This is a genomic window from Streptomyces sp. NBC_00258 (assembly GCF_036182465.1).
Lineage (GTDB): Bacteria > Actinomycetota > Actinomycetes > Streptomycetales > Streptomycetaceae > Streptomyces.
The window spans coordinates 5,940,271-5,962,756 of record NZ_CP108081.1; the positions used below are offsets into that span (position 1 = coordinate 5,940,271).

The following is a 22,486-nucleotide window of genomic DNA, read 5'->3' on the forward strand; positions in this document are numbered from 1 at the left end:
ACAAGATTACGCGGGGACGGTCAGCCCGGCGCGCGGAACTAGCAACGGCTGCTCACACAAAGGCTGTTGTGCGTGCCCGGGACAGGATCGCGGCTGTCATGGCCCGTGCCGGACTCATCGAAGTCCTGGCTCTTTCCCCGGAGAAGCCTGAGACGGAAACTCTCCGGATCTGGCTTGACCCGTCTCGGGGCCGTACGTCGATCAGCCAAGTCCCCACCCGCGTGACTGCGAAGAAGTCCGGGGTGTGGTTGCGCCACTTCTCCACCGTACGGAACCGGATACGCAACGGCCGCGACAGCACTTCCAACAGATCACCGGCAAAGTCGAGAGCTACCAGCAACTGATCCTCTTCAAGGCTCTCGAACCCATGCAGGCGCCCCGCGTCGACACCAGGGACTCCAGCCCGGGCCTGTGCCGCTGCTCCCGCCACCAGGTGAACCCCCGCATCGGCCCACGGCTCGCCACCGGCACCTGCCCCAGGTGCCGGACCGGCCCCGCAACCTCGTCCCCGGCGTACTTCCACGTCGCCGTCCACCGGTCCGGCCAGCCATCGGACAGGTCCAGGCCGCCCCGCCCCGCGTTCAGCGAGACCGGGACCAGCAGATCCGTCCACGTACAGCTGTGGGACCACAAGGAGCCCCGGGTATCGCTCATAGTCCCAGGTCAGCCGCACGCATCCCGTCGGAGGAGCGATCTTCGAAGTTTGCGACAACTTGCCTGCAAAAAGCACGGAACACGTCAACAACGATGCGAATTCGGCGACAGATATCGTGCTCAGTGCTTCGAGAAAGGCCAGGTCGGGATGGGAGGTTAACGACAACTATCGTGCTCAGGCTCACTTCTTTGACCTTCACCTTGGGGCAGCCCACAGCATCGGTGGGGCTGCGACAGGACACCAAAGAAAGTGCCGGTCGGCACTTCCCTTGGGAGTGGCGGCCGGCACGGTCATCCGGTGGGCGGGGTATCGGCCCCGCGTCCGGTCAGGGGGTGGTGAGGAGTTCGAGTGTGTCGATCACTCGGTTCGAGAAGCCCCACTCGTTGTCGTACCAGGCGACCACCTTGACGTGGCGGCCTTCGACGCGGGTGAGGGCCGAGTCGAAGATCGACGAGGCGGGGTTGCCCACGATGTCGGACGACACGAGCGGGTCCTCCGAGTACTCCAGGACGCCCGCGAGCGGACCCTCCGCCGCGGTGCGGTACGCCGCCAGCACGTCGTCACGCGTCACGTCGCGGGCGACGGTCGTGTTGAGTTCGACGATCGAGCCCACCGGCACCGGTACGCGGATCGAGTCGCCCGACAGCTTGCCGTCGAGGTTCGGCAGCACCGCACCGATCGCCTTGGCGGCGCCGGTCGTGGTCGGCACGATGTTGACGCCGGCGGCCCGGGCGCGGCGGGCGTCGCGGTGCGGACCGTCCTGCAGGTTCTGCTCCTGCGTGTAGGCGTGCACCGTCGTCATGAACCCGTGCTCGATACCGGCGAGGTCGTCGAGCACCTTGGCCAGCGGCGCGAGCGCGTTGGTGGTGCAGGAGGCGTTCGAGACGATCGTGTGCAGGGCCGGGTCGTACGCATCGGTGTTGACCCCGAAAGCGAGCGTGACGTCGGCGCCGTCCGACGGCGCGCTGACGAGTACCTTCGTCGCGCCCGCGTCGAGGTGGGCCCGGGCGGCCTTGGCCGAGGTGAAGCGGCCGGTGGCTTCCAGGACGATGTCGACACCGAGTTCGGCCCAGGGCAGCTGTGCCGGTTCGCGCTCGGCCAGCACCTTGATCCGACGGCCGTCGACGACGAGCACGTCCCCGTCGACGGTCACCGGGCGCCCGAGCCGGCCGGCCGTGCTGTCGAAGGCGAGCAGCCGGGCGAGAGTCGCGGGCTCCGTCAGGTCGTTGACGGCGACGACCTCCAGGGCGCTGTCGCGCTCCAGCAGTGCGCGCAGCACATTGCGCCCGATGCGGCCGAATCCGTTGATGGCGATGCGAGTCATGAGTGGTGTCCCTTCCATTCCAAACCCTTCGGGACCAGGCTCGCCCGCGGCCGACGCCGCTGACAGTGGCGGGATCGCCATGGTTCAAAAGGATCCCGCCACACCCCGTCACACCCCTCCCTCCACACCCCTCCCCTCCACGCCGCGCCCCTCCGCACGGCGTCGTGCCGGTCACTCGCCCCGCGTGAAGGTGCGCCGGTACTCGCTCGGTGTCGTGCCGAGGATGCGCTGGAAGTGCAGGCGCAGGTTCGCGCCGGTGCCGAGCCCGATGTCGGCGGCGATCTGTTCGACGCTGCGCTGCGAGCGTTCGAGCAGCTCGCGGGCCAGGTCGATACGGGCGCGCATCACCCACTGCATCGGCGTGTAGCCGGTCTCCTCGACGAAGCGCCGGGAGAACGTACGCGGCGAGACCCCCGCCTGCCGCGCCAGCGTGTCGAGCGTGAGGGGCTCGCCGAGCCGGTGCAGCGCCCACTCACGGGTGGCGGCGAACCGCTCACCAAGCGGCTCGGGGACGCTGCGCGGCACGTACTGGGCCTGGCCGCCGCTGCGGTAGGGGGCCGCGACCAGCCGCCGGGCCGCGTGGTTGGACGCGGCCACTCCGAGGTCGCCGCGCAGGATGTGCAGGCACAGGTCGATGCCGGAGGCGGCGCCGGCCGAGGTGAGCACGCTGCCCTCGTCGACGAACAGCACGTTCTCGTCGACCCGGACGAGCGGATGCCTGGCCATGAGCGCCCGCGTGTAGTGCCAGTGCGTCGTGGCGCGCCTGCCGTCGAGCAGGCCCGTGGCGGCGAGCGCGAAGGCGCCCGTCGAGATGGCGGCGAGCCGCGCGCCCCGGTCGTGGGCGGCGATCAGCGCGTCGACGACGGCCCGCGGCGGGTCGTCGCGGTCCGGGAACCGGTAGCCGGGGACGAAGACGATGTCGGCCCACGCAAGCGCGTCGAGGCCGTGGGCGACGGAGTACGCGAGGCCGTCGCCGCCGGTCACGAGACCGGGTGTCGCCCCGCACACCCGCACCTCGTACGGCATGCTCGCGCGGGTCGTGAAGACCTGCGCGGGAATTCCGACGTCGAGCGGCTTCGCACCCTCCAGCACAAGGACGGCGACGCGATGCAGGCGGGGTGCGGGCACGGGAAGAGGTTACGCGGGGAGGTGGGGCGTGCCTTCGATGCGCCCACGCCCAGCACGCTCACCATGCCCACCACGCTCACCATGCCCACCGCGCTCACCGCGCGGACGGGGCGGCGGGTGCTCGCCACGACCGGAGCGGATTCAGGCCGGGTCAGGAACCGGCGGGGCGCTGAAGTCCACCTCGGCCGCGGGCAGGACGCGGATGCCGCGCCCCGGGAAACCGATGTGCCGGTAGATGGCGTTGTGGTGTGCGACGGCTCGGTCGGACGCGACGAACCCGTCCACGTCCGGGCGGGCGGAGGTGGTGTGCCCGTCGGCGACGAGCACGAGGTCGTACCCACGGCTCAGTGCCTGCCGCGCGGTCGTGTCCACGCAGAACTCGGTCGCGAACCCGGTCACGACCACCTCGGTGACGCCGAGTGCCGTGAGGAACGGGCCGAGGTCGCTGTCGAGAAAGGCGTCGGCGGTGCCCTTCCGGACGGTCTTCTCGCCCTCACCAGGGGCCAGTTCGGGCACGGTCCGCCACGCTTCCGTGCCGGGCTCAAGACCAGGCCCGTCGTGCTGGACCGTGATGACGGGCACGCCGGCGGCACGGGCACGTTCCCGGAGCAGGGCGATCGTGGCGACGGTCTCCTTCGGCCGGTGGGAGATGGCCACGGCGGCGTTCTGCATGTCGAGGACGAGGAGCGCGGGTGCGTGAGGCATGAGGGCACCGTATGGGAGTGCGGACGGGTGGGGCGGCGGCAGAGGTCGCCGAAGCTCCACCGCCGGTCGCGCGGAAGCCGTACGGAGTACCGCTGTCCGCGTTCCCGCCCGCTCCTGCCTGTTCCCGACTGTTCCCGCCCGCTCCTGCCTGTTCCCGACTGTTCCCGCCCGTGGTCCGCCGCACGACGCTAGCGTCGGATCCCATGATCGTATGGCTCAACGGCACCCATGGCGCGGGCAAGACGACGACCAGTGCGCTCGTGCAGCAACTCATCCCGGACTCACGGGTGTTCGACGCCGAGAAGGTCGGCGAGACGCTCATGGACATCACGCCGGCGCTGCCCGGGCCCGGGACGGACAACTTCCAGCACTGGCCGCCGTGGCGGCCTCTCGTGGTCGAGACCGCCCGCCGCGTACTCGACTACGCCGGCGGCACTCTGGTGGTTCCGATGACCGTGCTGGTCGAGGAGTACTGGCGCGAGATCAGCACGGGCCTCGCCCAACATGCCATTCCGGTACGGCACTTCGTCCTCCACGCCGACCAGGCCACCCTTCGCGGGCGCATCGCGGGCGACACCGTTCTCGGCCCCGACTCCCCGTTCCGTCTCCGGTACGTCGAGCCCTACGCCGAGGCCGCCCGCACCTGGCTGCACGACGAGGCCGAGGTCGTCGACACCACGCACCTCACACCCGCCGAAGCCGCCCTGCAGATCGCGGAGGCCGTCAAGAGCATCGGCAGCTAGCCCCCTCCCGTCGGCTTCCCGTCCGCTTCCCTTCCCTTGCCTTCTCTTCCCGTCCCTCCTGCCCCGAACCCGCAGGTCGTCGGGTGTACGAGCCCCGGCTCGACGCGGGCTCGACGCGGGCTCGATGACCCCGCTGGCGATTTCAGGACAACGATCCCGGCGGCGGTCGCCGCGTTCCCGGCGGGGAGGACCGAGCAACTGTGCGGAAGTCCGGCCGCCTCTCCCTGGCGGAAAAGCACGGGACACACCTTCACCCTGGGAAACCATGAGGCATGCGCCCAGATGCCTGGCACCTCACCGAAGACGTCGACGAATTCCTCGCCCGAGCCGGAGACTTCCTGCGCTCGCGGCCGGGCCCGCATGTCATGCAGCTGACGTGGGCGGAGAGGGTGCGAAAGCGCGGGGCGGACGCGTTCGGTGCCGAAGCCCCCGTCTTCGGCGTACTGGAGCAAGCGGGCGAGGTCAGTGGCACCTTCTACCGCCTCCCGCCCCGCGCCCTGGGCCTCTCCCCGCTCACGCCCGAGCAGGCCGACTCCCTCGCCGCCCGTCTGACCGCCCTCGGGCACTCCCCTTCCCGCGTCAGCGCGGACCACAGCACCGCCACCGCATTCGCCGAGGCCTGGCAGCGGCACACCGGCGCGACCCCGAAACTCCACGACACACAGGTCCGTCTGTACGGCCTCGGCACCCTCACCCCACCGGAGCCGCTAGCGTCCGGCCGGGGCCGTGTCCTGGGCGAGCAGGACCTTGACGAGGCCATTTTCTGGTGCGGCGAGTTCTCCAAGGCCGTCGGCGAAGACGTCGCCATCAACGCCGACACCTGGGCCGAGACCCGCTACGCCGACAAGCGCTACACACTCTGGGAGACCCCCGACGGCACCCCCGTATCCATCGCGGGCATGAACCCGCTGATCGGCGGCCAGATCCAGGTGGACATCGTCTACACCCCGGCCCACCTGCGCGGTCACGGCTACGCGGCTGCCGTGTCGGCGGAGGTGAGCCGGGCCGCGCTGGCCGCGGGTGCCAAGGACGTCGTGCTGTTCGCGGACGTGTCCAACCCGACCAGCAACGCCCTCTACCAGCGCCTCGGATATCGCGCGATCACCGACTGGGCCGCGTACGACTTCTCCGCTGCCGGTCAGTAACGGAGAAGCCAAACCCGCCGCCGGTCACTAGCGTGATGAGCATGGATCTCAAGCTTGCACAGTGCTTCATCGCCGTCGACGACCACGACAAGGCACTCGCCTTCTACCGCGATGTGCTCGGTCTCGAAGTCCGCAACGACGTCGGATTCGAGGGGATGCGCTGGGTGACCGTCGGCTCGCCCTCGCAGCCGGACGTGGAGATCGTCCTGGAGCCGCCGCTCGCCGACCCGAACGCCACGCCCGCCGACCGGCAGGCGGTCGCCGAGCTCATGGCCAAGGGCCTGCTGCGCGGTGTCATCTTCCGCACCGACGACTGCGACGCCCTGTTCGAGCGGATCCGCGCCGCGGGCGGCGACGTACTGCAGGAACCGATGGACCAGCCGTACGGAGTACGCGACTGCGCCTTCCGCGACCCGGCGGGGAACCTCCTGCGGTTCCTCCAGCCGCGTGGCAAGTAACGCGGTACGCGGCAGAGGCAGGCGGGCGCGGCGATTGGCTCGGCGGCCACAGGGGAATCGGACACCGAGCCACTGCATGCCTGCATGCCTGCATGCCTGCCTGCCCGTTCACTCGCCCGCTCGCTCGCTCGCTCGCTACCAGATGATGACCCCGCCACCGATCCCCAACGCCCGTCGGGCCGCGTTCACGATGTTGTCCAGGCGGCGGCGCACGTCGTCGGCGTGCTCGGCGTGGGACTTCCGCGACGCCGCCCCCGTCCCCGACGGCGCCTCCGCCTCCGCCGTCATGTGATCGGCGATACGCGCCAGATGCGTACGGAGCAGATCGCACTCGGCGAGGAAGTCGGACACCTCGTCCGGCGCCACCGTCAGGTCCTCGGTGGCCAGCCGCGGGAAGAAGCGCGCGCCGAGCGAACGGACCGGCTCCGACCCCCACACCTCCGTACGCCACCGCTCCCAGCCGGCCACGTCGGAGGACTCGGGCGGAACATCCAGCACCTCGATGCCGCCCTCCGCTCTGGGCACGTACACATCGACCGACAGACTCATGGCAGGGAGTCGACCACGGACGGACCCCGCCGGTCCACCACACCCGGGCCACGCGCCCGCCTCTCCACAGCCCGGGAACAGACCGGCGAACAGACCGGTGGGCGTCAACGGCCTTCCGAGTCCACTGAGGTGTTTTCATCCTGACGCGGCTGCGAGGTGCAGAGTGAGCACGGCCTTGACGATCGCGGTGATGCGGTTGGTGCTGCAGCGCAACTTCCGCAGCAGACGCCAGCTCTTGAGCGTGGCCATGGCCTGCTCACCGACGCAGCGGATCTTGGCGTGGGTGGCGTTGTGGCGTCGTTGCCACCGCTTGAGGCGTCGCCCCTTGAACGGGACTCGAACGTTCCCAGCCGCGCCCTGATACGCCTTATCGGCCCAGCACTTGAGGCCGGCCTCTGCAAAGGCGTCAATGATTCCGTGCTCGCGTGCCGCCGTCAGGTCATGTGTCGCGCCGGGCAGTGCAGGCAACGCCCACAGCAGCCGTCCGAACGGATCGGTCAGCACCTGAACGTTCATACCGTGATGCCGCTTCTTACCGGAGTAGTAGGGCCGGTCGGCGGCGATCCGGCTGATCGGCAGCACGGTGCCGTCCAGGATCACGTACGCCTTCGAACGGGCCATCACCATTGCCTCGTTGAGCGTGGGCGCAAGCGCGGCCAGAACGTCGATCGCCTCGCGGACGTAGCGGTACACGGTGGCAATCCCGATGCCGAACCCGGCCGCGAGCTGCGCATACGTGTCGCCACACCGCAGATGGGCCAGGGCGAGCAGGGCCTGGCATCGGGGAGTCAGCCTCCGCCACCGACTGCCTATCTCCCGACGTCGCACCGTCAGCACCCGACTCAGGTGACGCAGGTGCACGGTGGACAGATCGATGGCCGACGGGTAGACAAGCACACGGAGCTCCTGGAACGACGGTTGATCTTGGTCGACAACTCGTCTACCAGGAGCTTCGACGTTCCGCAGGCCCGTCCAACTCCGAGTCACCCTGGGCAGGTTGGAAGGTGCTCAGTGAAAGCTGAGCAACTCTCCGTCCAATTGGACTGCTAGCTTGACTGGAGTCTGTTTGCTTGTCGTTCCGCAGCGATACGGTCGGGGTGTGAGTGGAGAGCGGAGCGGTGAGGCCGGAGGCAAGGAGTTCTCACGTGTCTTCGAGGGGCTGCGGGACCGGATAGCCGATGGGACGTATCCGCTGGGATCCCGTCTGCCGTCGCAGCGTGAACTCGCGGAGGAGTTCGGCGTCTCCCGGGACACCGTGCAGCGCGTGATGAAGGAGCTGCAGTACGGGGGATGGATCATGTCCCGTCAGGGCAGTGGGTCGTGTGTCTCCCGCGTGGTCACGCCGAAGCGCGCGCCGTCCGGGACGCCGAGCGGCACCACGCCGGGCTGGGCCGTCACGCTGGGACCCATCATCAGTCAGGCCTTTGAGCAGCCTGAAGTCACCCTCGACGTCTTTACGCTCACGTCCGAGTCCCTGAACATGCACATAGGCGTGCAGAACGAACGGATCCGCACGGGCGAGATCTCGCCACGGAGCATCGCCCTGCGCATGCTGCTGCCGTCCGAGGGTCTGGATGTGCCCTACCCGCGGGCGAAGGACGACCCGGACGATCCGAGGTTGCGGGACCGGCTCAACGATCTGACGAGCCGGCACACCTCCTCTGTGCGGCGCATCCTGAGGGCCCTGGAGCTCGAGGGTCTGGTGCAGAGCGTTCAGCTGGAGATTCGCTACGTGCAACTGACTCCCACGTTCAAGCTCTACCTGCTGAACGGAACCGACGCGTTGCACGCCCTGTACGAGCCGGTCGAGCGTCTCATCGAGCTGGACGACGGCAGCGAGATCCTTGCGGTCGACGTGCTGGGGTTCGGTGCAGCCATGACCCATTATGTCCGAGGCGAGGCGGGCTCCTACGGCGCCAGTTCTGTCGACAACATGCAGTCCTGGTTCGACTCCGTATGGAACCTGCTGGCGAGATGACGGCGATTCAGCCAATGAGCCTTTTCCAACCTCATGTCTGTGCTGGTCAGTGCCCTGCTAACGGCTGAACGTACCTGCTCGCAGCGAGGTCATGAACAGCAGTTTTGCAGTCGGTCACGGTGGACCGGACACACCGCTGAGCATGGCCAGCAGAGCTGACAGCCAGGTTGGAAAAGGCTCACTGCCTTGTCATTCGGACGGGCACTGGACAATTCCTGAAGACACGCATTGCCTCGCCGCACCCATTCCATTAACCTTTCCTCCGTGACTGCCGGGTCGGCCTTGGGCCAACAGCGAGTAGGGTTCCCGGCCTCCGAGTGAGGCCCGGGCGGGCCAGAGGGCCGCCCTTTCTGATTCAAGCGCGCCGAGCGCTCGTACGGAGTTTCCTGTACGAGTACGAGTACGAGTGCCATGCCGCGCCGCACGCGCGAAGCCACGCCACGCCAGATCACGACCTCAGCGTGCCGTTCCGCATACCGCGTCCCGCGTGCCACCACGTATCCGCACGTCTCCCTGCCGGTGCCGCCGCAGGCGCATGCCCAGCAGACGTTCGCCCTGTCGACGTCCGCTGTGTGCGCAATCGCCCTGCCGGTGTTCGCCCCGCCGGGAATTCGCGCGCCTTCATCTCGTCATCACCGCACCACTACCACGGGCGTACCCCAATTCGCCCCGTGGCGATTCCGCATGCCCCGATCCAGTAATCACCGAGAAGAAAGAAGAGAATGCCCAACGTTTTCAACCAGCAGGTCATCGAAGAATTCCGCGCCAACGCGGGCCAGGTCGGCGGCTATTTCGAAGGAGCCCGGCTGATCCTGTTGACCACCACGGGAGCGCGCTCGGGCAAGCGGCACACGACCCCGCTCGCCTACTACCCCGACGGCGGCGCGAGCGTGCTGGTCATCGCCTCCGCCGCCGGTGCCCCGACGCATCCGGCCTGGTTCCACAACCTCCTCGCGCATCCTCAAGTCACTGTGGAGACAGGGGTGTTCACGTACGAGGCGACGGCGGAGGTGCTGGCGGGCACCGAACGGAACACTGCCTTCGCCCGTCTGGTCGAAGCCGAACCGGGCTGGGCGGACTACCAGGCGAAGACCACGCGGGTGATCCCGGTGGTCGCCCTCCACGAGATCCCCGTCGACGGCCCGCCGAACGTGAACGCCTCCTCGATGGGCCAGGGACTCAAGGTCATCCATGACGCGTTCCGCCGCGAACTCGCCCTGATCCGAAAGGAGTTCACCACCGCCGGGCCCACCCTCGGCGCCCAGCTCCGCGTCAACTGCCTGACACTCTGCGCGGGCCTGCACAACCACCACACCGGCGAGGAACTCGGCATCCTCCCTTTCCTGGCCGGCAGCCGCCCCGAACTCGCCCCGGCCCTGGACCGCCTGCGCGAGGAACACGAGCGCATCGGCGCCCTGACCGCGGAGTTGAAGCGGATCATCGGCGACGACTCCGCAGACCCCCAGCACGCACGCCGCGAGGTCGAACGCCTCACCACCGAGCTGGAGACCCATCTGACGTACGAGGAGGAGCAGTTGATCCCCGCCCTCGACGCACCGCCGACCGAGCCGGCCCGCTAGTTCGGACCGCTACCTCGGCCCACTGCCCAGACCCCTAGTTCGGCCTGTGCGACACCCGACTGGGCAACCCACCGGGCGGCCCCTAGTCCGTGGCGGCGGGTTCCGGCAGGGTGCCCGGGCGCGTACTGGGGACGGCCGGCCGTCGTTCGTCGCGCCTGCCCAGCGCCGCGAGGCTCAGGGTCACGGTGACCGACGCGACCGCCATCATCGTCATCGCCGTTGCCGGGGAGGTCAGTTGGGCGAGTGTGCCCGCGAGGACGGCGCCGACACCCTGCATGGCGGCCATGCCGGTGGCGTGCAGACCGAGGGCCTGGCCCGCGAGATCGTCGGGGGTGAGGGACATCAGGCGCTCCTGCAGGACCAGGCTCGCGGCGAAGCCGACGGAGGCGACGGTGACGGCCACGGCCGACAGCGCCACTCCGGGACGCAGGACGAAGAACAGGTAGGGAACCGCGAGCAGCAGACGCAGCGGCGTCGCGAGACGGGGCCGCAACGCGGGCGGCACCAGGCGCCCCACCGCCATGTCGCCCGCGAACATGCCCAGCGCCCCGAACGCGTACAGCACCCCGGCCGCTTCGGGGGCGTAGGAGACGTAGAGCGAATCGCCGCCGACGATCAGGCCGTTGGGGACCCACAGGCCCAGGTAGACGAGGCGGCGGGGGCGTGAGGACCACAGGAGGGCGTTTGGTGCGCCAGGTCGCCGAGACGGACGGGCGGCCGGCCGCGCGCGGTGGGCGAGCCCTGAGACCCAGGCGTGTGACCAGGGCCGACAGCACATACAGCGCCGCCGCCAGGAGCAGGCACGTCCGCGGGGACAGGAGCACCAGCAGTGCGCCGCCCGTCGCGAACCCGGCCATCTGCACCAGGCCCCAGAGCATGTTGTAGACCGAACGCCCTAGGACATAGCCGTCCTTGGTCAGGATCTCGTTCAGCAGTCCCCCGCGTACGCCCCCGCCCAGCGACGCGACCAGCCCTTGCAGGAGCACGACGGCGAAGACCCCCCAGACCGGCAGGCCGGGCAGAGCCAGCACCGCCGTACCGGCCGCGAAGGCGAGGGCGAGGGCGGTCAGGACCGCGCGCGGGGGCAGGCGGTCGGCGCCCGAGAGCAGGAAGGCGCCGCCCAGCAACTGCGCCAACTGCGGGGCGAACATGCTCACCGCCGACAGGAGCGGGGAACCGGTGGCCCGGAAGACCAGCGTGCCGAGGGCCAGACCGCCGATCGTCTGGGCCGCGGCGAACGCACCGAAGGAGAGCAGGAACGGGGTGAACTCCGGCGTGCGAAACAGGGAGCGATAGCTGCGCATGGGCCGAAGTCTCCGAGCAACTCGGGTGCCCTGTTGACTGTTTCGCCGACACGCGAAAGGTCGTACGTACGGGCTTCGGGAAGCTCGTACACGCGGGCTTGAGACATCCGGGAGACAGGGGCGCAACAGGGGCGCCCCCGTCTTTTTGGGGGCGCGGGGAACTGCGCACCGAGCCCCCACCGACCCGCACCCGACAACCGACCTACTCCCCCAGACCTCATACGCAGGGGCTTAAGGTCAAGCGCATGGGCTTGTGGCAGATCGGCACCGACACCCTCGCCCGAAGCCGCTTCGTGCTCTCGCCGTTCGCCGAGACCTTCGCGAGCCTGAGACTGCTGCACGCGGGGACCGGCGCCCATCCGGGCGAGGAGGCCTGGCTGCGCGAGCACCTGCCCGGCTACCGCGCCCGTCTCGCGGCCGACCCGGTGGCCGCGCTGGTCGTGCGGGTGGCGTTCGGCACGTCCTGGATCGCCGACTTCTTCTGCCCCACCTCGTGCGCCGGGGAAAGCTTCGAGGAGACCGTGGCCCGGGTGCGCGCGACCGCCGCCGAGGAGGCGCGGGCCAACCTCCGGGTGTGCCTCCGAGGCAGCCCGCTCCCCGCCGCCCTGGAGCGGGACGACCTGCCCGAGCGGGCGACCACGCTTCTGACGTACGTCTGGGAGGAGACCGTACGGCCGTACTGGGAACGTCGGCGGCGCGTGCTGGAGGCCGACATGGTCGCGCGGACCGCACGCGTGAGCCAGGGAGGCTGGGCGGCCGTGCTGGACTCGCTGAAGCCGGGGACCCGGTGGCTCGGGGAGAGCCGGTTCCAGGTCAACCCGAACGCGTATCCGCCGCGGGAGATCGCCGCCGGGGCGGAGCTGCTGTTCATGCCGGTCACACCGAAGACCAGTTGGGTGTCGTGGGAGGGGCGGGAGCGGTACGCCGTCGTCTACCCGTGCCTCGGGGTGCTCGCCGAGGACCACCACCGGCGCCCCGTCCCGGCCGGCCTCGGGGCACTCGTCGGCACCGCACGGGCCGGAGTGCTGGCGCTGCTCGGCACCCCCATGAGCACGACCCAGCTCGTCGCCGTGACCGGGCAGGGGCTGGGTTCGGTGGGCCGGCATCTGCGGGTGCTGCTGGACGCGGGTCTGGTGGAGCGGCGGCGGGCCGGTCAGTCGGTGCTGTACGTGCGGACGCCGGCCGGGGAGGTCCTGATGGAGGCGTCGGGGGTGTCGGGAGCCGGTGCGGGCGACCGGCTGCCGGAACCGGAACCGGGTCCGGGTCCGGGTCCGGGTCCGGGGATCCACTAGGTCCTGTGCGCCACGATCATGGTGGCCCCGGACGGCCCCGGCACCCCCGAAGGTGCCCAAGGCTCTCACTCGAACGGCAACGGCCGCGCATGCACCACGTCCAGCCGTGACACGGCCCGCGTGAGCACGACGTACAGCCGATGCAGTCCCCGGGTCTCCCCCTCCGCGATCGCCGCCGGCTCCACGGCGACGACATGGTCGTACTCCAGGCCCTTCGCGAGCCCGGCCCCCAACACCATGACACGCGCGCCGAGTTGGTCGACCCCGGCCGCCTCGATACCGGCGCGGCCGAGCGCCTCCCGCACCCGTACGACGTCCGGGTCGGCCGTGATGACGCCCACGGACCCCTCGTACGAGAGGGCGCGGCGCACGGCCTCGACGGTCTCGCCGAGTACGTCGTCCGTGGGGAGCATCCTCAACTCGCCGTCCCTGCGCAGGGATTGGCCGGCGGGGACTCCGACGTCCAGCCTCGCGAGTACCCGGTTGGCCAGCTCGACCACTGCCTGCGGGACACGGAAGCCGGTGGTCAGCGGCACGACCACCGCCTCCGGTCTGCCCAGGTGGCCGAGGAGTTCGCCCCATTCCCGCGCGGCCCACGGTGTGGTCCCCTGCGCGAGGTCGCCGAGGACGGTGAGCGACCCGTAGACCGCCCGCCGGCCGATCGCCCGGCACTCCATCGGGGACAGGTCCTGCGCCTCGTCGATCACCAAGTGCCCATAGCTTTCCGGGTGTTCGACGAGCCCGGCGACCTCGTCGAGGAGGACGAGATCGGCCGCCGACCACCGTGCGGACTTCCACGACCGGGGCGGGCGCGCCCACAGCAGCGCCTTCTGTTCGTCCGAGTCCAGCACTCCGTCCGCCGCTGCGGCCAACACGGCCGTATCGGCCAGGAGTTCGGCGACGACCTCCTCCGGCCGCGCCTTGGGCCACACGGCGTCGACGTACGCGCCGACGGGCCGCGCCCGCGAGATCTTCTGCACCCAGGCGTTGGACTGGGGCCCGGCACGCCGTTCGGCCCGCTCCCGCACGTACCGCACGATCCGCGTCCGGACCCGCTCGCGCCCGACGGCGTACGGCAGTTGCTCGGCCCGTACGCCCGCCACGATCCGCGCGAGTGCCTCACCGGGCACCCGCCACCGGTACGAACCGTCGGGCACCGCAAGGCCGTTGGCCCCCTCAGCCCCCTCACCACCCTCAGCTCCTTCCGAGCCGACCCTGGCGTAGAGGGCCCGCCGCAGCACCTCCGCCATACGGGCGTCGTGCTTGACGGCCGCGGCGGCCTCGCCGTCCTCGCCCGTGACCGGGTGCCGCGCGATCTCCTCCCCGACCGTGGACTGCCGTACGCCGGTCTCGCCGAGGGCGGGCAGCACCTCCGAGATGTAGGAAAGGAAGGTGCGGTTCGGCCCCAGGATCAGCAGCCCGCCGCGCTGGACGCGCTGCGGGAACGTGTAGAGCAGATACGCGGCCCGGTGCAGCCCGACGGCCGTCTTCCCGGTGCCCGGCGCACCCTGCACACAGACGGAGACGGTGAGGTCCGCCCGTACGAGTTCGTCCTGGTCGGGCTGGATGGTCGCGGCGATGTCGCGCATCGGGCCGACGCGGGGGCGTTCGATCTCGCCGGCGAGGATGCGGCTGCCGCCGGGTGACGCTGTGCGGTGCCCGTTCGGGAGGCGCTCGTCCTCCAGGTACTCCCCTCCCAGATACTCCCCCTCCAGGTGCTCGTCCTCCAGACCGGTGAGGTCGGCGGAGTCGCCGCGGCTCCCCGGTGCCCAGCCGAACCGTCGCCGCACCCGCACACCCTGTGGATCGCGGGCGCTCGCCTGGTAGAAGGCGCGCGACACGGGAGCCCGCCAGTCCACGACGAGGGGCGGCGCGGAGGGGTGCTCGGTGATCCTCCGCCGGCCGACGTGGTAGCTCTGCCCGGCGTGATCACCGGCGCCACCACGCTCACCCTCGAAGTCCAACCGCCCGAAGAACAAAGGCCCTTCGGGCAGTTCCCGCATCTCCTTGGCCCGGCTGCGGAGCCGATACCCGAGCACTTCGGCGTCGGCACCGGAGGCGGATACGTCCTCTCCGGTGAAGACGTGTTCCTGAGCACCGTCGACCATCGCGGCGAGGGCGGCGCGGCAGGTGTCGTGGTAGGCGCGTTCCTGGGTGAGGGAGGTGACGAGAAGGGGGTCGGGTGACGTCATTCGAGCAAGGGTAACGGAATAACGTAACCGAGTTAAAGTTTTTACTTGGTCATGGAATGGGCATCGCTCGGCACCCGGCGGGCGTCAAACACATCGCGGCAGCCCTGCCTCAAGCCGCGCGAACGCGCTCTCCGCCGCGACGACGGCATCCCGCCGCACGTCCGCGACCGGCTCGCCGTCCGCGATCCGCCGCCAGTTCTCCTGCGCGAGGATCCGCTGCACGGCGATGATCTGCCCGGCGGCGAGCCTGGCATCGAGGCCGCCACCGAGCGCCTCGGTGAGGGCGTCCTCGGACCGCTCCAGATACTCGTACAGCCGCGCGACCAGCGAAGGAGTCCCGTAGAGCAGCCGGTGGAAGGCGAGGATGTGCGGGTCCCCGTTGACCCCGGTGATGGGGTCGCTCCGCTCGATCCCGGCCAGGAACTGCCGCCGCAGCGCGTCGACGGCGGACTCCCCGGGCGCCCGCGCGGTGACCACCCGCGCGGCCTCGTCCTCGTGATCGGCGAACCGGTGCAGAACCAGGTCCTCCTTCGACGAGAAGTACCGAAAGAGGGTCGGCTTCGATATCTGGGCGGCGGCGGCCACCTCCGCGACGGAGACCCGCTCGAACCCCTTCTGCAGGAAGAGCGTGATGGCGACGTCCGAGACGTCCTGGTACATGCGCAGCTTCTTACGCTCACGCAACCCCATGGCCCCCGCAGCACCTGCCACACCCACGGCACCCACCGCACCCGCCTCACGCGGCGCGCCCACGGCGCTCGCACCACTCACCGCCCGCGTGACCCCGGTCACGCCGGCAGCACCCCTCGCACCCGTCTCGCCCATGCCCCGAGCCTACGCACTTTCCGGACTCCCGCCTTCCCCTTGAACACCACTTCCTCGCCCCCTTGGCCGGTTCCGACCCCTCTTGCCCGCTCTGCTTGCCGCACCCTCTTGCCGACTCCTCTTGACCTCAACCGAACTTGAGGTCAAAGACTGCCCGCTCCACCGTCCACTTCTCTTTCTGGAGATCCCCGTGCGAGCAGCCCAGGTGACACGCTTCGGCGACCCGTCGGTCCTGATCACGACCGACCTCCCGGACCCGGTCCCCGCCCCCGGCGAAGTACTGATCGACGTCGCGTACGCGGACACGATCTTCGTGGAGACGCAGATACGGTCCGGCTGGGGCGTCGAGTACTTCCCGGTAACACCTCCGTACGTCCCCGGGGGCGGCGTCGCAGGAGTCGTGAGCGCCCTGGGCCCGGACGTCCCCGCGGAGTGGCTGGGCCGCCGGGTCACTTCGTTCGTGACGGGCGCGTACGCGGAGCGAGCCGTGGCGGCGACCTCGGCCTTGACGGTCGTCCCGGACTCCTTGGATCTCCTCGACGCGGCGGCCCTGGTCCACGACGGAGTGACATCGACGGGCCTTCTGGAACTCACCGCGGTGACGGAGACGGACCGGGTCCTGATCCTGGGTGCCTCGGGCGGCATGGGCACGCTCCTGGTCCAGCTGGCCCATGCGCGGGGTGCCCGGGTGGTGGGCGTGGCCCGAGGCGAGGCGAAGCTCGCCCTGGTACGGGACCTGGGCGCGGACGCGGTCGTCGACGCCACGTCCCCCGACTGGCCGGCCCAGGCCCGCCACGCCCTCGGCGGCCCCGACGGCGCGGCGGACGTGGTCCTGGACGGCGTCGGCGGCCAACTCGGCGCGATGGCCTTCCCCTTGACGGCAACCGGCGGCCGCTTCTCGGCCCACGGCGCCTCGACCGGCGACTTCACCCCCCTGAACCCGACGGACGCCAAGCACCGCGACATCACCCTCTTCGGCATCGGCGACGTCCAGTTCAGCCCGTCCGACCTCACCCGCCTGACCACCTACGCCCTCGGGGAGGCTGCGGCGGGTCGGTTGCGGGCGGTTGTCGGGGAGGTGTTCTCGCTGGAGGAGGCGGGGGAGGCACATCGGGCTGTCGAGGGGCGGGAGTTGCTGGGGAAGGTGGTGCTGAAGTGCTGAACCGGCACCAATTCTTGAGCGCTCGCTCGATGTCGGCCACATCCGGTACGCCGTCGAGCCCCAACGGTCCGGCCGCGGCCTTCAATGCCTTGCGAACCACGGCTGTCGATCGCGCCAGCTCCCGCCGACCGAGGCGGTCGAAGTGGTCAGGGTGGTCGGGGCTGTTGGTCAGCGACTGCGCAGCGCGCACGACATCCGGATAGACGGACTGCGCACGTTCGAACTCGACGTAGTGCCGCAGGTCTTGTGCCACCCCGTCGACCGAGTCGGGGCTGGTGCTTCGAAGTGCCCGACACCAGGCATCGATCACCTGCTCCCGCTGCGGCTCCGGGTACCGCATGCGTACGAGGTGGATGGCAAGGTCGTGCAGCGGGTCGCCGTACGTCGCGAGCTCCCAGTCGACACAGACCAGAGGCGGCGCACCGGAACGGGTCACGATCAGGTTGTCCCGGTGGAGATCCGCGTGCAGCAGAGCGAACGGCCGGCCGGTCATGGCGGGCAGGCGATCGGCGAACCGTCGCATCGCGTCCTCAGGAACACCCAGTGCGACGAACAGCCGCCCGAACACAGGCCAATTGGGCTCGCGCACCTGGTGGTCCACCTGTCCCGTCAGCAGCCGCAGGAACCCTCAGCTGTCCCGGTCGTCCGTGGGCCAGTCCGCGGGCAGCGGCGGCAGGGACTCCCGGCCGACCTGCGCCATCCGCGCTGACTGGTCCGCCAACTCCTCGACGATATCGCCGGGCACGGCTGTGCCGTCCGGGTACAACTCCGAGAGTGGAACTTCATCCACATAGCTGTGGATGGAGGCCTCGCGGCCGGCGGCCAGGTACCGCGGCACCTGGTGCGGCGACATCCTGCCGACGGCATCGAGGACTTCCCCTTCCCGCGGCCAGGTGCGCACGACCACAGGCAACGCCTCCGGCCTGCGGATCCGTACCGTCACGGGCGTGCCGAACTCGCACTCCACATGCCGGGCCAGTTCCTCCGTCAACGGCAGCACGAAGTTCTGGTTGCGATGCCCACGGAGCCTGACACCGGCGCGTATCGCATGCCGTACGAACTCGTCGCAGGTGTCCGCGAGAGCGTGGTCGTCGGGTTCGACCAAGTACATGGACCGCTCCTGCTCAGGTTCCGGCCTCTCTGCGCTTTCTGTCTCCGTCCCATCGCAGGAGCGCCGCCTCGATCTCCAACAGGCTCGGCCTGGAAGTCAGCCCCAGCGGCTCGGCCGCCGCCCTGCGTACGTCCCGAACCCTCAAGCTCGCCTCGTGGAGCCGCCGAGGGCCGAACCCTCCTGCGACAACGAGGGACTGTGTCTCACGGATGACGTCCGTGAACAGGGACTGCGCCTTCTTGTAGTCGCGCAGCCTCGGCAGATCCTCGATCCAGCCTTTGGAACTGCCCTTTCTGACCTCTTCGGCGATCGCACACCATCGCTGGATGATCACCTGCTCCTGCTGAACCGGATACCGCATCAGGTGGAGATGGGTTGCGAGGTCGTAGAGGGGATCGCCGAGCATCGCCAGTTCCCAGTCGATGGCCCAGACTTTGCCCGCAGAGTCGAGGATGAAGTTCTCTCGGTGCAGATCCGCGTGCAGGAGGCAGAACGGTCGACTTGTCAGTCCGTCAACGTGCTTTCTGAGGTACTCAAAGGAATTGAGGCCGAGGCCGAGATCGGCGAACAAATCTTCATATTCCGGCAGGTTCTCCCCATACACACGCTCTTGAGTGAACCGGATGAGCCTTCCAAGGAATCCCGCACTATCCCCCTCCTCGGCCCGATCCATTGGTTCGTATTTTCGCTTCGCGACCAAGATGTTCGAAGTGACAGCGATCAACTGGCGGAACAGTTCCAGGATCTGTTCGAACACCGCCTCGGGCACAGCTTCGCCGGACGGATGCCGCTCCCCCAGGGTGACGCCCTCGACGAATCGCTGCAGGTCGAAGCCCCCTACCGGAGCGACCTCGGGGACGAGGTCGATACTTCGCTGTAGGTCGTAGAGCAGGTGAATCTCCGACGCGAAGTAACGCCGGTCGAACCACAGGAGCGCCTCGCGGGGTTCGCGGATCTTCCAGCGCCCACCGAAGGAGGCTCCAGCCTCGTCCGACAGCATGAACGCATACGTCTCATGGTGATAACCCGTCAAGGGCCCTTCGACAGACGGAACCCCGTCACCGGCGACCTCTAATTCGCGCCGACTGATCTCTGAAGCCACGTCAAGTCCCGCCCTCTCACGCCTCCTTGACCAACGGGCCATAGGAACGAACGACCACCGCGGCCCCGGCGTCCCGCAACGCATTCACCTTGAGGTCATTGCGCCCGTATCCGATGAACTGAACTCCGGCCCGATTCGCGGCTTCCAGGTCCGACGGCGAGTCTCCGATCATCACCGCGCCCTCCGGTCGAAGGCGCAGATTCCGCAGGGCCCGCTCGATGACGTCGGGGTGCGGCTTCATCAGGCCGGGATCGCGGGTGCGGCCTTCGATACTGCCGAAGCACTCGCTCAGTTTATTGGTCTTAAGGAACGACTCGGCTGCCAAGTGCGAGTTGTTGGTGACCACACCGAGGCGCAGGTCCCGTTCGGCGAGCAAGCCGATGAGAACATCGGCGTCCTCTGTGAGTTCCGCGGACCCCGCAGCTACCAGCTCCCCCTCCGTCAGCGTTTCCTCCAGGGCCTCCAGCAGTCCCTGCAGGTCCCTGTCCTTGCACTCACGGTGCACCGCCCGCAGCACTACATGCGGATCCTTGTCCTCGCGCTCGTGCTCCGTCAGTACGTCGCCGACCCCGAAGGCGTCGATCTGCCGCCGGAGTTTATCGGCGACATCCACGGAGGAGCCGTTCGGGAAGAGCCGGCAAATCGGTCCGTCGAAGTCGAAGAGGACACAGCGCGCGCCCGACAGCAGCTTCTCTGCTTCCCTCATGTCCTTGAGATCAACAGCCATGCCGCTCCAGGCCCTCCATCCGTTCCAACTCTTCGGTGCTCCCCACCCACTCTGCCCTGTCTGCGCGGTGCCACTGCCGCAGCGCCTCGACACCCGCCTCTTCGCCCAGGGGCCCGTCCACCAGGGCCAGCGGCTCCCTGGCCCGGTGTATCGCCCGGCACACCTGTCCGGCGGCAAGGCGCAAGTCCTGCTCCCCAGGGTCGTCGGGCAGGGCGAGAGCCGCCCGCATCACGTCGGGGAACACCGACTGTACGTACTCGAATCCGAGATACCACTCCAGGTCACGGTCCATGTCGACGGTCATGTCCCCGTGGCCCGCGCTTCGCATCGCGTCGGCCCACATCCGGATCATCAGTTCCTGCTCCGTCTTGTCATACCCCATACGGACGAGATGGGTCGCCAGGTCGTGCAACGGATCCCCGTACAACGCGAGTTCCCAGTCGATGACCGACAGCCGCTCGCCGTCCCCGTCCGGTATCACCACCACATTGGCCCGGTGGACGTCGGTGTGCAGCAGGGCAAACGGGCGCGGGCTGAGTTCGGGCACGGAACGCAGGAATCGGTCCACGGCGTCGCGTGGGACGCCGACCGCGTCGAAGAGTTCCCCGAAGCGGGGCCGGTTGCACTGATACACCCGCTGCTCGGCAAACCGGCCCAACCAACGCAGAAACCCTGAACTGTCGCCGTTCTGCGGCCAGTCGGCCGGGCGCTGCGGCAGATCATATTCCGGCACCGAGGCCACACGTGCGAAGAAGTCGGCGAGTGCAGCCAGGCGCCAGCTACCGATCGGCCCCTCCTGGACCACCTCGGACAACACGCGTCCCGGCAGATAGGCGTGCAGTGACCATTCCTCGAAGTCCACCAGACAGCGAGGCACTTCACTCAGCTGTTTGCTCACCGCCCGCAGCACCTCCGACTCGCGCCGCCAGATTCGCGGCACCACTTCCACCGTGGTGAAGGGTGTACGGAACTTGGCGAGAACCCGTCCGGACCCCATCCCCAGCAGAAAGGCCAGCGGCTGTCCCAGAGACACGATGTGGTTGCTGTTGTGATGGCCGGTAACGGTCGCCCCGTCCGGGCTGCGGCGCCGCACCTCCGCGAGACGGCGTACCAGTGCCTGGCGCGCTCTGTGATGCGGAGGGGACGGCATGGGCGCACACAGTACTGCCTCTCCGAGCCTGCCTTCCTCCTCATCTCACGACGTGTCACTATCTGGACCGCCTCCACTCGATACTCGTGTCCGGCGTTACCGACAATGCCCTTTCAGTTGCCCTCCGCTACCACACCCAGCAGGTTCCAGCACGACTCGAACCAGCCTTGGTGGCTGGCGAAGAACGTGGAGTCGTGCGACTCCTCGTCCGCCTCCCGCCGGTGGTGCGAGAGGGTCGAGCCCAGACCGAGTACGTCCAGGGACTCGATATCGGTGCCGTCATCGAGAGTGACCGTGCGCTCGACCACGTCATAGGTCCCGTACAGCATGTCGGTGTCGTTGAGCACGTACAGCTTGCAGTGCGGGGTCAGTGGCACCCTGCGGACCTCCAGCCGGGCGTCGACCCCTCCCTCGTTCAACGCCTTGAAGTACACCTGCATGTCCTTGAGGTGCTTGCGGGTCATCGTCCGCCAGCGCTGCCAGACCCGTGCGTCGCCCGGGTCCTTGGCGCGCGGATAGGCCAGCGGCTCGTCCTCCCAGGGCACCAGCATGCGGACGTGCAGCCGTTCCGGAGAGATCTCCTTGGTGACCAGAACGCGCTCCGTCTGCTGCCTGAGGTGACCCACCAGCGTCTCGGACGTGAGCGTGAAGACGTCCAGGGACACCGTGGGCTGCTCGAAGGCCGTGTGGATCAGCGGGAGGAGCAGCGCCCTCCCCTGCCGCTCGGCACCCAGCCCCGCACGCTGTCCGGCCGGGCCGACACGTGGCACCCGCAGCACCCGGCTGCCACTGCCCTGTTTCGACTGGATCCAGCCCTCCGCGGCCAGTTGGCGCAGGACCCTCTGGACCGTGTCGCGGGAGACCCCGTACTCGGAGGCCAGGTCCCGCTGCGCGGGCAGCATGTCGCCCAGCCTGTACGTTCCGTTCGCCAACTGCTCCCGCAGGGCGTTGTCCACACGTCGGAACTCCCTGCCTCCACTGTCGGCGCCTTCCAAGTTAGCCACACGCCGAACCTACCTCTCACACCCCCAACGGCAAACCACTTCCAGCCAAATAGCTGCACCCATTGGACTGTTGATTAGGGATCAACCAGCCAGGGAACATTCAACTCAAGTCAACCAGTCCAATTGGACGACAGGTTGACGCCAGGGGAGGCGGGCGGAAGATCATGATCATGGTCGAGATCGCGCTGGCCGTGCTGCGGATCGCTCTGCAACAGGCGGTACATGGGGAGTTCGGTCCGCTTGGGGTCGCAGGGTTCTGCCTGCTGGGAATTGGACTGAAGGCGCGCAACAGTACCTGCATATTGGTTGCCACCATACTGCTGGTGCTGCTGATGACCCCGAGCTGATGCCC

The 22,486-nt window shown here is 68.9% G+C and carries 21 protein-coding genes and 2 pseudogenes; 8 read left to right on the forward strand and 15 right to left on the reverse strand.

Annotated features, from left to right (window positions below):
* Positions 1 to 330: 330 nt before the first annotated feature.
* From OG718_RS26320 to OG718_RS26335, 4 genes are all read right to left on the reverse strand, one after another.
* Positions 331 to 654 carry a hypothetical protein gene (locus tag OG718_RS26320; protein WP_328845314.1) on the reverse strand — a complete coding sequence of 108 codons (324 nt, stop codon included), beginning with the start codon at positions 652 to 654 and terminating at the stop codon, positions 331 to 333.
* Positions 655 to 980: 326 nt separating this feature from the next.
* Positions 981 to 1,979, reverse strand: a complete 999-nt coding sequence (gap, locus tag OG718_RS26325) for a type I glyceraldehyde-3-phosphate dehydrogenase (protein WP_328845315.1) — start codon at positions 1,977 to 1,979, stop codon at positions 981 to 983.
* A gap of 171 nt (positions 1,980 to 2,150) precedes the next feature.
* Positions 2,151 to 3,107, reverse strand: coding sequence for a GlxA family transcriptional regulator (locus OG718_RS26330; RefSeq protein ID WP_328845316.1), 957 nt, complete (start codon positions 3,105 to 3,107; stop codon positions 2,151 to 2,153).
* Between the two features lie 141 nt (positions 3,108 to 3,248).
* A complete protein-coding gene (locus tag OG718_RS26335) occupies positions 3,249 to 3,812 on the reverse strand; it encodes an isochorismatase family protein (protein ID WP_328845317.1) in 564 nt (187 codons plus the stop codon).
* 203 nt (positions 3,813 to 4,015) lie between these two features.
* Between OG718_RS26335 and OG718_RS26340 the strand changes: the two genes are divergently transcribed.
* The 3 genes from OG718_RS26340 (at position 4,016) to OG718_RS26350 (ending at position 6,158) form a co-directional block, all read left to right on the forward strand.
* Positions 4,016 to 4,555: an AAA family ATPase gene (locus tag OG718_RS26340; protein WP_328845318.1), complete on the forward strand. Its 540-nt coding sequence runs from the start codon at positions 4,016 to 4,018 to the stop codon at positions 4,553 to 4,555.
* A 272-nt stretch (positions 4,556 to 4,827) separates the two neighbouring features.
* A complete protein-coding gene (locus OG718_RS26345; RefSeq protein ID WP_328845319.1) occupies positions 4,828 to 5,700 on the forward strand; it encodes a GNAT family N-acetyltransferase in 873 nt (290 codons plus the stop codon).
* Between the two features lie 41 nt (positions 5,701 to 5,741).
* Complete coding sequence (locus tag OG718_RS26350; RefSeq protein ID WP_055613553.1) at positions 5,742 to 6,158, forward strand: VOC family protein; 417 nt, start codon at positions 5,742 to 5,744, stop codon at positions 6,156 to 6,158.
* Between the two features lie 135 nt (positions 6,159 to 6,293).
* Here the strand turns inward: OG718_RS26350 and OG718_RS26355 are convergent, their stop codons facing one another.
* Both OG718_RS26355 and OG718_RS26360 read right to left on the reverse strand, forming a co-directional pair.
* A complete protein-coding gene (locus tag OG718_RS26355; protein ID WP_328845320.1) occupies positions 6,294 to 6,707 on the reverse strand; it encodes a hypothetical protein in 414 nt (137 codons plus the stop codon).
* Between the two features lie 135 nt (positions 6,708 to 6,842).
* Complete coding sequence (locus OG718_RS26360) at positions 6,843 to 7,604, reverse strand: transposase family protein (RefSeq protein WP_328845321.1); 762 nt, start codon at positions 7,602 to 7,604, stop codon at positions 6,843 to 6,845.
* Positions 7,605 to 7,806: 202 nt separating this feature from the next.
* On the opposite strand from OG718_RS26360, the gene OG718_RS26365 reads away from it, so the two are divergent.
* Both OG718_RS26365 and OG718_RS26370 read left to right on the forward strand, forming a co-directional pair.
* Positions 7,807 to 8,685: a winged helix-turn-helix domain-containing protein gene (locus tag OG718_RS26365; RefSeq protein WP_328845322.1), complete on the forward strand. Its 879-nt coding sequence runs from the start codon at positions 7,807 to 7,809 to the stop codon at positions 8,683 to 8,685.
* A gap of 722 nt (positions 8,686 to 9,407) precedes the next feature.
* The gene (locus OG718_RS26370) at positions 9,408 to 10,265 is read left to right on the forward strand and encodes a nitroreductase/quinone reductase family protein (protein WP_328845323.1); all 858 of its coding nucleotides are present in this window, start codon (positions 9,408 to 9,410) and stop codon (positions 10,263 to 10,265) included.
* A gap of 82 nt (positions 10,266 to 10,347) precedes the next feature.
* Here OG718_RS26370 and OG718_RS26375 read toward each other — a convergent pair.
* Positions 10,348 to 11,569 (reverse strand): annotated as a pseudogene (locus OG718_RS26375) (MFS transporter).
* 245 nt (positions 11,570 to 11,814) lie between these two features.
* Between OG718_RS26375 and OG718_RS26380 the strand changes: the two are divergent.
* Positions 11,815 to 12,861, forward strand: a complete 1,047-nt coding sequence (locus tag OG718_RS26380) for an ArsR/SmtB family transcription factor (protein ID WP_328845324.1) — start codon at positions 11,815 to 11,817, stop codon at positions 12,859 to 12,861.
* 65 nt (positions 12,862 to 12,926) lie between these two features.
* Here OG718_RS26380 and OG718_RS26385 read toward each other — a convergent pair whose 3' ends face one another.
* Together OG718_RS26385 and OG718_RS26390 are read right to left on the reverse strand one after the other, a co-directional pair.
* Entirely contained in the window at positions 12,927 to 15,053 is a 2,127-nt protein-coding gene (locus OG718_RS26385) for a HelD family protein (protein ID WP_328845325.1), read from the reverse strand.
* 84 nt (positions 15,054 to 15,137) lie between these two features.
* On the reverse strand, positions 15,138 to 15,743 hold the full coding sequence (locus OG718_RS26390) for a TetR/AcrR family transcriptional regulator (RefSeq protein ID WP_328847834.1): 606 nt from the start codon (positions 15,741 to 15,743) through the stop codon (positions 15,138 to 15,140).
* 325 nt (positions 15,744 to 16,068) lie between these two features.
* On the opposite strand from OG718_RS26390, the gene OG718_RS26395 reads away from it, so the two are divergent.
* Complete coding sequence (locus OG718_RS26395) at positions 16,069 to 17,040, forward strand: zinc-binding dehydrogenase (protein WP_328845326.1); 972 nt, start codon at positions 16,069 to 16,071, stop codon at positions 17,038 to 17,040.
* Positions 17,041 to 17,332: 292 nt separating this feature from the next.
* Here OG718_RS26395 and OG718_RS54445 read toward each other — a convergent pair.
* The 6 genes and pseudogenes from OG718_RS54445 to OG718_RS26420 all read right to left on the reverse strand — a co-directional run.
* A pseudogene (locus OG718_RS54445) lies at positions 17,333 to 17,563 on the reverse strand (phosphotransferase family protein); the annotation flags it as partial.
* Positions 17,564 to 17,668: 105 nt separating this feature from the next.
* Positions 17,669 to 18,151 carry a hypothetical protein gene (locus tag OG718_RS26400; protein WP_328845327.1) on the reverse strand — a complete coding sequence of 161 codons (483 nt, stop codon included), beginning with the start codon at positions 18,149 to 18,151 and terminating at the stop codon, positions 17,669 to 17,671.
* A gap of 13 nt (positions 18,152 to 18,164) precedes the next feature.
* Positions 18,165 to 19,253, reverse strand: coding sequence for an aminoglycoside phosphotransferase family protein (locus tag OG718_RS26405; protein ID WP_328845328.1), 1,089 nt, complete (start codon positions 19,251 to 19,253; stop codon positions 18,165 to 18,167).
* A gap of 16 nt (positions 19,254 to 19,269) precedes the next feature.
* Positions 19,270 to 19,980, reverse strand: coding sequence for an HAD family hydrolase (locus OG718_RS26410; RefSeq protein ID WP_328845329.1), 711 nt, complete (start codon positions 19,978 to 19,980; stop codon positions 19,270 to 19,272).
* Positions 19,970 to 21,130, reverse strand: a complete 1,161-nt coding sequence (locus OG718_RS26415) for a phosphotransferase family protein (protein WP_328845330.1) — start codon at positions 21,128 to 21,130, stop codon at positions 19,970 to 19,972. Before OG718_RS26415 ends, OG718_RS26410 begins: the two co-directional genes overlap by 11 nt.
* Before the next feature lie 113 nt (positions 21,131 to 21,243).
* A complete protein-coding gene (locus tag OG718_RS26420; protein WP_328845331.1) occupies positions 21,244 to 22,134 on the reverse strand; it encodes a winged helix-turn-helix domain-containing protein in 891 nt (296 codons plus the stop codon).
* 170 nt (positions 22,135 to 22,304) lie between these two features.
* Here OG718_RS26420 and OG718_RS26425 point away from each other — a divergent pair, with 170 nt between their 5' ends.
* Entirely contained in the window at positions 22,305 to 22,481 is a 177-nt protein-coding gene (locus OG718_RS26425; protein WP_328845332.1) for a hypothetical protein, read from the forward strand.
* Positions 22,482 to 22,486 lie beyond the last annotated feature (5 nt).